Here is a 12,941-nt window from a genome sequence, read left to right as displayed (position 1 = left end):
CCGCTTCCTTCGCTGCGCTCAGTCCAGGGTCTCGGTTTGCTTGCTTTTCTCGCAGGAGTCGCCACCTTTCGCTCCATTGAATTAGTTATTTCGCCACAACCAATGTCAAGGCAGCACCTATTATTTCTTTATATTGTATATATTCTACACCAATCTCTTATTTTCCTTGTAAAAAAACACGAATCGATCATCTGTCGATTCGTGTTTCTTTTTATAGCAGGCTATATAATTTGATGTTTTCGTTTTTATCTGCGAACCAGCGCATTGCAAACTCATTTTCGAATAGGAAAACAAGATTGTCAAAGCGGTCTTTTACAAGCATTGAACGACTTGAAGACATTGACTCTTTAACATCTTCTTCATTTTCAATCCAACGTGCCATTTTCGAACCAATTGGCTCCATTCTCACTTCAACATTGTATTCATTTTTCATGCGGTGTTCAAATACTTCAAATTGTAATTGACCAACTGCACCTAGAATCACTTCTTCTGTATGAAGTGTTTTGTAATATTGAATGGCTCCTTCTTGCACTAATTGCAATATCCCTTTATGGAATTGCTTAGATTTCATGACGTTTTTCGCTGTCACACGAACAAACAACTCAGGCGTGAACTGCGGCAATTTTTCAAATTGGAATGTTTTCTTACCGCCGACGACTGTATCACCAATTTGATATGTCCCTGTATCATATAAACCAATAATATCTCCAGCTACCGCTACATCCACTGTTTCACGGTCGTCAGCAAGAAACTGTGTAGACTGTGTCACTTTAAAAGATTTACCTGTACGAGATAATGTCATATTCATACCACGCTCAAATTTACCCGATACGATACGTACAAAGGCAATACGGTCACGGTGTGCAGGATTCATATTCGCTTGAATTTTAAAAATAAAGCCTGAAAACTCTGGATGCTCCACTGGATCAATATACTGCTCATCTTCTGTAATACGAGGTTGAGGAGTTGGAGCAAATTGTAAATAAGTTTCAAGGAATGTCTGCACCCCAAAGTTTGTTAAAGCCGAACCAAAGAACACGGGTGTTAGTTCGCCACGACGGATTTTTTCCTCTGAATAAGCATTTCCTGCTTCATTAAGAAGCATAATGTCATCCATCGCTTGTGAGTAATAAGACGTTACTTTCATCGGATGGTCAATTGCTAATTCGCCATTTTCATCGATTGGTAAGAAACGCTCCTGCTCTTCTGTACGGAATTGCTCAATACGTTTGTTATAACGGTCATAAATACCAAGGAACTCTTTCCCCATACCAATTGGCCAGTTCATAGGGTACGCATGAATACCAAGTACCTCTTCAAGCTCTTCAATTAGCTCTAATGGCTCTTTCCCTTGACGGTCCAGTTTATTAATAAATGTAAATATAGGAATGCCACGCATTTTACAAACTTTAAATAGTTTTAACGTCTGCGCCTCAATACCTTTAGCGGCATCTACAACCATGACAGCACTATCTACTGCCATTAATGTACGATACGTATCTTCTGAGAAATCTTGGTGCCCTGGTGTGTCCAAAATATTGATGCGGGAACCACTATAGTCAAACTGCATAACAGAAGATGTTACCGAGATCCCACGTTGCTTTTCGATTTCCATCCAGTCTGATGTGGCAAATTTCCCTGTTTTCTTACCTTTTACCGTACCAGCGTCACGAATTGCTCCGCCAAAAAGTAAAAGCTTTTCCGTTATCGTCGTTTTCCCAGCATCCGGGTGACTGATAATGGCGAACGTACGTCGTGCTAATATATCTTTTTCTAAATTTGAAGTCATCTCTTCATTCTCCTTTTTTCATACCTACTAATAATAAAAGAAGTCTTGCCTTTCGTACAACCTTTTTACATGAATTCCCCAAAAAGAAAACCTTTTAGTCACAGCTAAAAGGTTTTCCATAAATGAGTCGTATAAAAAATTAGCATAATGTTGTCGCACTGAGCTAAGTTCCATTGTAAATTTATACAAATTTCAATTGTCCAGCCTTAATCGCAATTTCAGCATCACTATGTGGATATTTCGTATTTTCGATAATTTGATAATCTTCATGGCCTTTACCAGCAAAAATAATCATATCCCCAGGTTCAGCTACTTCTATTGCATGTCGCACTGCTTCTGCTCTGTCTCCGATACATGCATAATTTTTATGCAACATTCCTTTTGCAAGATCACCTGTTATACTATCGTAATCCTCATAACGTGGATCATCTGTCGTTAAAATCACATAATCTGCTGCTGATGCCTTTTCAGCCATTGCAGGGCGTTTTGATTTATCGCGATTACCACCTGTACCAACTAAGAAAATAAGCTTACCTTTTTTATAAGGTGTAGCTGCTGCAATAGCCTTTTCAATCGCATCCGGTGTGTGTGCATAATCGACAAAAATTTGTACAGGTAAATCAGAGCATACTTTTTCCATACGTCCTTTAACTGGCGGTAGTTGCTCTATTTGTTCAATAATCGTATCCATTGAATAGCCTCTGCCATAAAAAGCAACCATCGCAGCAAGAACATTGTAAATATTGAACTCACCTAATAAATTCATTTTAACAGGGAATATCCCTTCAGGCATAATGACATCAAATGAAGTCATGTAATCATGATATTCACAGTTCACGGCACGAAAATCTGCTGTCTCATTGTTTAATCCGTATGTCCATACTGGGAATGGCGTCATTGCAGCATAGCGTTCTGACCAAGCATCATCAGCATTGAGCACCACGAATTTATTTTTTTCTAAATCTTGTCCAAGTTGAGAGAATAATAAGCCTTTTGCATTCCCATATTCCTCCATCGTACCATGGAAATCAAGATGATCATGTGTAAGATTTGTAAAAATAGCAACATCATAATCGACACCTGCCAAACGGCCCAGTGCTAATCCATGTGATGATACCTCCATTGTCATTAAACGACAGCCTTCCATTTTCGCACGAAAAATCATTTGTTGTGTCGATAATGCATCGCTCGTAGTATTTGCAGATTCATATAAAATACCATTTAAATTAAAGCCTATAGTACCTGATAGTGCAGATTTCTCGCCCATGCCGTGCATAATATTTTGAATAATACCTGTTACAGATGTTTTACCATTTGTCCCTGTTACACCAATCATTGTCATATCCTTTGAAGGATAGTCAAAAAACTTAGCAGCCAACAAACCGACTGCACGATCTGTATCCTTCACAATAACTTGTGCAATTGCGTCTGCTAATGGTAGTTCACGTTCCGTAACAACAATTGTTGCACCACCCTCAACAGCTTTTTGTGCATAATTATGGCCATCTACTGTGTAACCTTTAATACAAACAAACATGCTGTTCGGCTGCACACTTCGAGAATCAATCACAATATCCGTCACTTGGTCTGGTAACACGCCAATTATTTTTTTCAAAGGTAATGCACTTAACAATTCCTCTGCATACATTTCATAGTCCTCCAATCAATCTCAACACTCATTCATTATTTCTTGTTTTTTCGACAAAAAATAACAATATGAATACCCCCACTAATCTAATGAATTTATTTTACTACTTATTCGCCTAGAAATGAAATGCCTCCTGTAACGTTTTTTAAATGAAAACGCTATCATTCATAAAATCAAGCTGAATTTTCCCTATCTTATCAAAAATCGGCATTTATCGACAACAATGAATCATGTATTATGAGAATATCCTAAAAATTGAGGTGCTAAATTTGCAACAAATGGAATTATTACGTATGCGTAATGAAATTGTCTTGCTATTTTATGTGACAGCGATTTTTGCCTATGGCGTGCTCATTATGCTAAATATTTATAGTAGCCTCGAGGTACTAATTGGTATAATGCTCCTTTTGCTTTTACCGTTATTAGCCGGAAAAGTTTTTAACATTAAACCAGTAGCAATGCAGTGGGTAATCATTATATCAGGGAATATGGCTATTCTATATCCTAATATCATTAGCTTTTCCTTACCTAATTTTATTTCCTTTATTTTCTTTATATTATTAATGACGATTTATCAATCGATAAAACTAAATACCCTTATTAGTATTATTTCTTTACTGGAAATTATTGCACTATCTTTTTATCACCGTATTTCTACTGATTCCATTGGGCATTTTCAGTATATTGAAACCTTTGTTTTCGTTATAGTGTTACTTACAATTATCGGCTGGATTCAATCGCGACATTTACAACACTTTTGGTATCGACTCAATGAAATAAACTCTCAAAAAAAACAAGAGTTGCTGTCTCAAGAAGCCTATTTGCATTTATTTTTTCAGCATGCAAATGATTGCATCGCGGTTTTTAGTTTAGATAATCGTATAATCGATGTAAACCCTGCCTTTGAAGAAGTATACGGTTGGACAAGAGCCGAATGTGTTGGCAAAACCATCCCACTCGTTCCTCCAGAAAATGTTTTAGAGGCGGAACAACGCTATGCAAGTTTATTAGAAGGAAAAAGCTTTAAGCTGATAGAAACACAGGATATGCGAAAAGATGGTACGGTTTTTGATGTAGAAATTTCACTTTCACCTATTTATGATCGTACAAACAAAATGATTGCGGTCTCTGCTATTTCACGTGATATATCTTATAAAAAGGTCAATGAACAACTTTTACTACAATCCGAAAAGCTAAAACTGGCAGGTGAGATTGCTGCTGGCGTGGCACATGAAATCCGCAATCCAATGGTCGTTATCTCTGGTTTTGTGCAAATGATGAGTACGGAAAAAGACTCCACTTGTTACGCGTATACGGAAATCATTCAATCTGAAATCGAGCGGATTAACTTAATTATTGGTGAATTTTTAGTGTTGTCAAAACCTCATGTCGAACAATTAAAAGTTGTATCAATTGATGAAGTCATCAATAACATTAGCCAATTGTTTCACCTTGAATTTCAAAAACATAACATCACTTTTTCAATGCATATCGTCAGTGATAATAATCGAATACTGGCTAATGAAAATCAGCTGAAACAAGTATTCATCAATATTATTAAAAATGCCATTGAAGCGATTGAGGCACATACAGCAAATGGAGAAATTATTATTTACATTGCCAAAGATGCTGAAGGATTGAATATGGTGACGATTACAGATAATGGAGTTGGGATGTCAGAGGCATTGATTAAACGTGTATATGAGCCCTTTTATACTACCAAATCCACAGGGACTGGGCTTGGTATGCTCATTACAAACAAGATTATTCAAGAACATGGTGGAACCATTGCAATTGAAAGTAAAATTAACTGTGGAACAACGATTAAAATAAAACTGCCACAAGCAGAAAACTAAAAAGTAGGAGGTGTCTAAAGTCGATAGACACCTCCTACTTTTTTACTTCATGATCGTACGAATAAGCTTAACCTTTTGTTTATATGGCGGAAATAGAACATTCGTTTCGAGCTTTGATGATTTTTTTAATATTGATTTTGGATGTGTAAAATTTTCAAAACTTGCCTTGCCATGATATGCATTCACCCCCGAAGGACCAACCCCTCCAAATGGCAAATGCTGATTTCCTACATGAGTTACCGTATCATTTATACAGCCTCCTCCAAATGGCAATTCTTCTAAAAAGTATTGAATCGCTTTTTCATGTTCCGAGAAAAAATATGCCGCTAAAGGCTTAGGAAGTTGACGAATTTGATGAATAGCAAGACGCAAATCATCATATACCATAACAGGTAAAATCGGTCCAAAAAGCTCATCTTGCATTGAGGGACTTGACCACTTTACATATTCAATAATGGTTGGCTCAATATATAAGTCATCACGGTCTGTTCGACCACCATATGTAATTGTGTCTCGTTCCTCTACTAAAATTTGTTGAAGTCGATCAAATTGTCTTAAATTCACAATGCGACCGTAATCAGGGCTTTTGAGTGCATTTTTTCCATAGAAAGAACGAATCGTATCCTTGAACAACTTCATAAATCGGTCATAAACGTCTTTATGGACAAGTAAATAGTCTGGCGCTACACAGGTTTGACCAGTATTTGTGAATTTCCCCCATGCTATACGTTTAGCAGCCACTTCCAAATTAGCCGTTTGGTCAACAATTGCTGGGCTTTTGCCCCCAAGTTCAAGCGCAATCGGCGTTAATCGTTCAGCTGCGGCTTTTGCCACTACTTTACCGACAGCTACACTGCCAGTAAAGAATATATAGTCAAATGAAGCGTGAATCAGTGCATTCACTTCGTCTTTCTCTCCTTCTACAACACGAATATAGGAAGGCTCGAATGTTTCTTCAATTATTTTCTTTACAATATTGGCGGTATGCACAGACGTTTCCGATGGTTTTACAATAGCCGTATTGCCGCCAATAATTGCGCCAATGAGCGGCTCTATAACTAGCTGAAATGGGTAATTAAAAGGCCCGATAATTAATGTGACGCCATACGGCTCTCGAACAATAAAACTTTTTCCCATTTGAAGTTGAATCGGTGTTTTAACTGTTTCAGGCTTCATCCATTCTTCCAGATTTTTCACCATATAAGAAATACTTTCAAGGACAATACCTATTTCTGTTGCATATGCCTCAAACTCGCTTTTTCTTAAGTCTAAATACAACGCATTCAAAATTTCTTTTTCATACTTTAAAATAGATTTTTTTAGTTTCAATAATTGTTGTTTGCGAAACTTTACATCTTTTGTAGCGCGAGAAAAATAAAATTGGCGCTGCTCTGTAATCATATTTTCAACATCTTGTGGCGTAAAATTCATAAAAAAACACCCCTTTTTTTAAAATGCGATACATAGTTCTGTCTTTTTTGAAACAAACTATCTTTGACTATACGATACAACATTTAAGGTCAAAAATCCTCTTTCTGAAATAGGTGGTGCTGTAAAAAAACAGAAATAGTAACTAAGGATGCCATGTTTTATTTTGAGAATCTCGGGAAATATACAATTACATATTAAACATCGAAACGGGGGCGTAGATAAATGACAACGACAACAGGAACTTGGTGGGAATCCATTTTTTCAGGAGCATTATCGCACGGTATATGTGAAGAGAAATTATTGTTATTACAAGATGAGGCTTTCTTATATCTTTCTACAACACCGGCGGATAAAGACTCGTTATTGGAAGAACCGGAAATAAATTAATAACACAACGGCATAGCAAAACGTGTTAGATTGATGGCAATCAATCTAACACGTTTTTATTGTTAATTAATCGCAACAATGTTTTGTAATTTATTAAGTTCAGCTTCTAGTCGATTATTTGCATCATCTTCAATGGCAAAGTTCCCATTCTCTAGACGAATAATTTGTTTGTCGACAATATATACGGAATGGGCAATATTTATAGCACCTAATACTGCCAAGATAGGTTTAAGAGCATATTCTAACGCTAGTAAATGGCCAATAGAGCCTCCCACTGCTATTGGTAAAACTGTTTTCCCAACCAATGCTTTTTGTGGCAATAAATCTAAATAGGTTTTTAAGATGCCTGTATAAGATGCTTTATAAATCGGTGTTAAAATGACTACAATATCTGCCTCCTCAACCTTTTTATTTTCTGCTATAATGTCATCGTTTGCATAGTTTGCTGTTATTAACGCATCCGCAGGCAGCTCATGTACATAATTTGTGTGTAGTGCTACACTGTGCGCGGTAAAAAAACGTTCAACCTTTTCTTGAATGGCCGTTACACGTGAATTCCTTGTATTACTACCATTTATAATCACTACATTTGTCATATAGGACACTCCCTTTATCGTGTTTGTAATCAATTAAATCAAAGCTCCGCAATGGACATTGCACTAAAACAAAGAGGCTTCTATTTACAGTCAACAGGAAAATTGTTGTGTAAATAGAAGCCTCTAGATATCTAGTCAGCATAATTCAATACCAAGTAATCTTATAAATTTAATTTAACATAATATTTTATAAAGTCAATAAACTTTATTGGAATTTAGAAAATAATAAAGAGTTGCCACAATTAACAAGTGACAACTCTTTATTTTGTTATTGATGTATCGCTTTGCCAAATACAGCTTTTGCGGCATCACCAATATGCTCCGATACTGTTGGATGAGGAAATATCATGTCTGCCAATACTTTTACTGTACCTCCAGCATTTTTCGTCGCTAAAATGGCGTTGAGCATTTCAGTCGCACCATCAGCTACCACACACGCTCCTAAAATATGCCCATCCTCTTTTGTTGCAATAAGCTTAACAAAACCTTCTTCATTGCCCTCCATCAACGCTTTTGAGTTCGTGTTAATCGGCAGTTTTGTCACTGTATACGCTTGTTCAACTTGATCTTCTAGCAAGCCGAATGTCGCAATTTCAGGCTGTGTATAGACGCAACGAGGAATTAGTGCTTGGTCAATCAACATGCGTTTTTCCCCTAAAATATGGTCTACAACATAGATACCCTCTGCACTAGCAGCATGAGCTAGCTGGTAGCCTCCGACTAAGTCACCTATGGCATAAATATGTGGTTGACTCGTTTCATAATGTTTATTTACAGCAATTAATCGACCATCAAAACTAAGTCCAAGCTGCTGGGCAATTTCCGTATTTGGGCGACGCCCCGTGGCAAATAATAAGTGCTCGTATGTATAAATGCCTTTAGATGTATGAATTTCATTTCCATTAAAATGCTCAAATTGGAAATCGGTAATAAGTTCAATACCAAGTTTTTTCATCTTTTCTCGAATTATTGGTCGAGCATCAGGTTCTTCTGTCTGTAAAATATCTTCACTATGATTCAACATTCTTACTTTCGTCCCGAGTGGTGCCAAGCTAAATGCCATTTCCACTGCAATAACACCACCACCGATAATCGTTAGCTGTTGTGGAAGTTCTTCTATATCGAAAAAAGTATCCGTTGTATAATAAGTTGCGCTTTCTAACCCTTTAAATGGTGGCACAAATGGCTTACTACCAGTTGCTAAAATAATGTCCTTTGCTAAAAAGGTCTCTTGATTAACCGTTACCGTTAAATCGGCAGCAACCGTCGCCTCACCACGATAAAATGTAATGTGATTGCTCACAATAAAGTGTTCAATATTTTCTAAAAGCTCTTGGATAACAGCATTTTTACGCTGCATTAAGCGTGGGAAATTCACATTCAAAGCTGGCGTTTCGATGCCCCAATCATTGCCTCGTTGTATCTCCTGCACGAGCTTACTATGTTCTAACATAATTTTCGAAGGAATACAGCCAACATTATAGCAAGCTCCTCCCACTTTATTACGCTCTACTAAAGCTACTTTCATCCCACTTTTAGCTGCATGGATGGCTGAAACGTATCCCCCTGGACCTGCACCAATAATTGCAATATCAAATTGTTTCACTTTTTTCACCTCATTTACCACCTTAACATTTACAAAATTTGAATGCAATGACATATAAGGACACGTGTATTACCCGCGAAATATGGTGCAATACCCGCGATTCAAGACGGTTTACCCGCGAAATACTGTACTTTACCCGCGATGCAAGGCGAGTTACCCGTGATTCTATTTATTAAAATTAATCCAGAAAACTTCTTTACTTCCGTCTTGCTTTATAAGAATTGTTTTAACAGAATATCCCCCAGCTTCGTAATTTGTAATATTTTCTTCTGTTGACATTGCTCGTGCATTCGTGCTTGCTGCCACTCTGTAACTGCCAAAGTTACGCTGAAGTTGACGTTCTCCATTTACCATTTTATAAAGCTCAAAACGCGCTTCTTTAGCATGGAGCTTGCCTTTATTCATATCACTTTTCAACCAAGCTTTTAGCATAACTTTATTTGCTGCAACTTTTGCCTCTACTTGAATATCTCGGTGATAATATTGTTGTTCTGCCTGTGATAAATATTTTTGTAAAATCTTTTTTAATTCATTTGCCGATACACGATTGCTAGAGTCAATTCGTTTAATATGGACGGTTCCTTGACCAAATAGATTATAACCACCTTGTGTAGAATAATCGATTGTATAACCCGCTTCTTTTACAGCTTGCTCTGCAATTCGATCATACACACCATATGGGTAAGCAAAGGATTTTGGTGCTTTCCCTGTATATTTTTCGATTAATTGATGCGCCTTTGTAACATCCTCTTGAATGTATCGTCGACGCTCGTCATTTGTAAGGGGCTCTCCATTTTTCTTTTGATTAAGTATCATGGCCTCATGTTTTGCTGTGTCATTTTTACCACGCCAATGTAAGTCATATGTATGGTTGCCGATATGAATAATGCCAGAGTCGGACATTTCCTTAATTTGCTGCCAATTCGCCATTGGTACATTTTTTCTGAAGCCTATTTCTACGTCATTGGCAATCACAAATAATGTTGCTTGCATACCCATTTCTTTTAAAATAGGATACGCTATCTTATAAACGCTTTCATAGCCATCGTCTATCGTTAAAAATACAGATTTCTCTGGAATACGACCGTGGCCTTGTAAATAAGCGATAAGCTGATCCTCCGTAATTGTTGTATAGCCGTTATCCTTTAGCATCTTCAGTTGCTCACGAAAGAGCTTTTCTGTAATATTAATATTTGCTATTTCCTTATAATCCCCAAACGAATGATAGTTAATGACCGTAACACCTTTAGCATTACTAGATTCGTAAAATTTTGTCGCCTTTGCTGCAAAAGCCTCATCTGATGTAGCTATGAAGAAGCAGACAAGCACAACAAAAAATATTATTATTTTCCTTATGTACTTCATAATATTGGTCCCTCTCTCAAAATATAGTCCATACAAGTATATACGATATAATGAAAGACTGAAAGAGACTAGGACAAAAGAGAAAAAGTGTTAGATTGACTTCAATCAATCTAACACTTTTTTGCTATGCTGTTGTGGCTCGTTACGAGTAGTGCGTTCCCTAAAATGACTTCAACTCAATAAATATTACGTTGCCAAAAACGTTGCTGGGCAATAGCATCGACAAATTTTTTAGCAAACCCTGCATTTCCAGTTGCTAACACAATACCTGGTCCAACGTTTGCATTCGACATATTAAAAAATGTCGTGCCTGTTGCAGCAATTCCAATTGGTTTGTAATGTCGGTATGCCTCATTAATATAATTGACGATATAGGTGTTAAACTTTGCTTGATTATCTGCTCGAACACCCACAACATACAGGGAGTCAAAAAGTACTGCATCTGTCGTAATAAACGTTTCACTTGCCATTAACTGCACACCATTATTTGCAGTTACGACACCAAGTCTATCCGATATTATGCTATAACGAACCCCTTGCCTTGTTAAATATTTCAGCACTTCCCCAACCTCATTGGCATCAAAGCCATCACCAATCAATACACCAACTTTAAGTGTTTGAGGCAGTTTTACTGTATTTGCCTGACTCAAAGCGGGTGATGATGCCGTAACCTTGGATTGCTCGCCTGTTGGTCGATTGACGCCAACATTATCCGCAATCGTTATTGCCATCGCTTTATCAACATGGACAAACATATCCACAACTTGCTGCCGCACCGATTTACTTTTGACCTTGCCTACCTCGAAACTAAAAGCATCGATGATATGCTGTTTTTCAGGTGGCGACATGCTATTCCAAAATAGTCGAGCTTGTGAGAAATGATCGTCGAAGGATTTACTACGCGCTCTTGTAATTCGTCCCTCAACCTTTTGTTCATAATGCACAAATCCTCCTTCTTTTGCTGTAGAGGTTGAAGGCGTATTGCCTGCGAGCGAATTTTTATGATAACTAACCTTGCCCATATTAATCGTCTGGCGACTGAAGCCATTGCGTTGATTATTATGAATCGGGCAAACGGGTCTATTAATCGGAATCTCAGCAAAGTTCGGTCCACCTAAACGAAGAAGCTGTGTATCAATATATGAAAACAAACGCCCTTGTAGCAGTGGGTCATTCGTAAAATCAATTCCTGGTACTACATTTCCTGGGTGAAAAGCTACTTGCTCTGTTTCCGCAAAAACATTGTCCACATTGCGGTTTAAAGTCATTTTGCCAATTCTTTTTACAGGTACTAGCTCTTCTGGCCATAATTTCGTTGCATCCAAAATATCGAAATCGAATCTAAACTCTTCCTCCGGTTCAATCATCTGGACGCCAAGCTCGAACTCTGGATAATCTCCAATTTCAATTGATTCCCATAAATCTCGTCGTTGAAAATCGGAATCTTTACCACCAATAATTTGTGCTTCGTCCCAAACGAGTGAATGTACACCTAATACAGGTTTCCAATGAAATTTCACAAATCTTGACCGACCTTTATCATTTACAAAACGGAACGTATGCACACCAAAGCCTTCCATCATCCGAAAACTTCTAGGAATTGCTCGATCAGACATAACCCACATAATCATATGGGCAATTTCTTGATTATTAGCGACAAAATCCCAAAACGTATCATGAGCAGATGCTGCTTGAGGCATATCATTATGAGGTTCAGGTTTTACGGCATGAATTAAATCAGGAAACTTAATCGCATCCTGAATAAAAAACACAGGAATATTATTGCCGACTAAATCATAATTGCCTTCCTCAGTATAAAATTTCGTTGCAAATCCTCGCACATCACGCGCAGTATCCATTGAGCCTAAACTCCCTACTACTGTTGAAAAGCGAACAAATACGGGTATCTTTTTTCCAGGCTCTTGTAAAAATTTTGCTCTTGTATACTCTTTCATCGACTCATATAGCTCAAACTCTCCGTGCGCTGCAAAGCCTCTCGCATGCACGACTCTTTCGGGAATCCGCTCGTGGTCAAAATGCGTCATTTTTTCCCGAAAATGAAAATCCTCCATAATGGTCGGCTCACGCACACCGGCTTTTAACGAGTCTTCATCATTGGATACTTTTAATCCCTGATTAGTCGTCATCTTCGTTCCATCATTATTGACACGAAATGCATCTAGTTGTTGATCCTTCACATTTTCGGTTAAATCCTTATTTTGATTTGAATTGGACTTATCCACGCAATCCCCTTTCCTACTAT

General features: G+C 37.5%; 9 protein-coding genes. 2 read left to right on the top strand and 7 right to left on the bottom strand.

Annotation, left to right across the window (positions count from 1 at the left end; translation table 11 throughout):
- Positions 1-211: 211 nt before the first annotated feature.
- Positions 212-1,789 carry a peptide chain release factor 3 gene (locus LO754_RS03515; RefSeq protein WP_231785624.1) on the bottom strand — a complete coding sequence of 526 codons (1,578 nt, stop codon included), beginning with the start codon at positions 1,787-1,789 and terminating at the stop codon, positions 212-214.
- 181 nt (positions 1,790-1,970) lie between these two features.
- Positions 1,971-3,437, bottom strand: a complete 1,467-nt coding sequence (locus tag LO754_RS03510) for a UDP-N-acetylmuramoyl-L-alanyl-D-glutamate--2,6-diaminopimelate ligase (RefSeq protein WP_231785623.1) — start codon at positions 3,435-3,437, stop codon at positions 1,971-1,973.
- 278 nt (positions 3,438-3,715) lie between these two features.
- Here LO754_RS03510 and LO754_RS03505 point away from each other — a divergent pair, with 278 nt between their 5' ends.
- A complete protein-coding gene (locus tag LO754_RS03505; protein WP_231786279.1) occupies positions 3,716-5,293 on the top strand; it encodes an ATP-binding protein in 1,578 nt (525 codons plus the stop codon).
- Positions 5,294-5,335: 42 nt separating this feature from the next.
- On the opposite strand, the gene LO754_RS03500 is transcribed toward LO754_RS03505, so the two are convergent.
- Positions 5,336-6,724: an aldehyde dehydrogenase gene (locus LO754_RS03500; protein WP_024362276.1), complete on the bottom strand. Its 1,389-nt coding sequence runs from the start codon at positions 6,722-6,724 to the stop codon at positions 5,336-5,338.
- A gap of 222 nt (positions 6,725-6,946) precedes the next feature.
- Here LO754_RS03500 and LO754_RS03495 point away from each other — a divergent pair, with 222 nt between their 5' ends.
- Positions 6,947-7,111, top strand: a complete 165-nt coding sequence (locus LO754_RS03495; protein WP_162832713.1) for a hypothetical protein — start codon at positions 6,947-6,949, stop codon at positions 7,109-7,111.
- A gap of 62 nt (positions 7,112-7,173) precedes the next feature.
- On the opposite strand, the gene ssuE is transcribed toward LO754_RS03495, so the two are convergent.
- The 4 genes from ssuE to LO754_RS03475 all read right to left on the bottom strand — a co-directional run bounded on the left by ssuE (position 7,174) and on the right by LO754_RS03475 (position 12,921).
- Complete coding sequence (gene ssuE, locus LO754_RS03490; protein WP_024362277.1) at positions 7,174-7,707, bottom strand: NADPH-dependent FMN reductase; 534 nt, start codon at positions 7,705-7,707, stop codon at positions 7,174-7,176.
- 268 nt (positions 7,708-7,975) lie between these two features.
- Complete coding sequence (gene lpdA, locus LO754_RS03485) at positions 7,976-9,313, bottom strand: dihydrolipoyl dehydrogenase (RefSeq protein WP_231786278.1); 1,338 nt, start codon at positions 9,311-9,313, stop codon at positions 7,976-7,978.
- Between the two features lie 165 nt (positions 9,314-9,478).
- Positions 9,479-10,678, bottom strand: coding sequence for a polysaccharide deacetylase family protein (locus LO754_RS03480; protein ID WP_231785622.1), 1,200 nt, complete (start codon positions 10,676-10,678; stop codon positions 9,479-9,481).
- A gap of 176 nt (positions 10,679-10,854) precedes the next feature.
- Complete coding sequence (locus LO754_RS03475) at positions 10,855-12,921, bottom strand: catalase (RefSeq protein ID WP_231785621.1); 2,067 nt, start codon at positions 12,919-12,921, stop codon at positions 10,855-10,857.
- Positions 12,922-12,941 lie beyond the last annotated feature (20 nt).

Source organism: Lysinibacillus sp. GJ-1 (assembly GCF_021166035.1).
GTDB lineage: Bacteria > Bacillota > Bacilli > Bacillales_A > Planococcaceae > Lysinibacillus > Lysinibacillus sphaericus.
This window is presented reverse-complemented; position numbering and strand designations above follow the sequence as displayed.

Excerpts from the sequence above, each read along its gene's own strand:
- LO754_RS03515 (WP_231785624.1), bottom strand. The coding sequence starts at position 1,789 with ATGACTTCAAATTTAGAAAAAGATATATTAGCACGACGTACGTTCGCC.
- LO754_RS03510 (WP_231785623.1), bottom strand. The coding sequence starts at position 3,437 with ATGTATGCAGAGGAATTGTTAAGTGCATTACCTTTGAAAAAAATAATT.
- LO754_RS03505 (WP_231786279.1), top strand. The coding sequence starts at position 3,716 with ATGGAATTATTACGTATGCGTAATGAAATTGTCTTGCTATTTTATGTG.
- LO754_RS03500 (WP_024362276.1), bottom strand. The coding sequence starts at position 6,724 with ATGAATTTTACGCCACAAGATGTTGAAAATATGATTACAGAGCAGCGC.
- LO754_RS03495 (WP_162832713.1), top strand. The coding sequence starts at position 6,947 with ATGACAACGACAACAGGAACTTGGTGGGAATCCATTTTTTCAGGAGCA.
- ssuE (WP_024362277.1), bottom strand. The coding sequence starts at position 7,707 with ATGACAAATGTAGTGATTATAAATGGTAGTAATACAAGGAATTCACGT.
- LO754_RS03480 (WP_231785622.1), bottom strand. The coding sequence starts at position 10,678 with ATGAAGTACATAAGGAAAATAATAATATTTTTTGTTGTGCTTGTCTGC.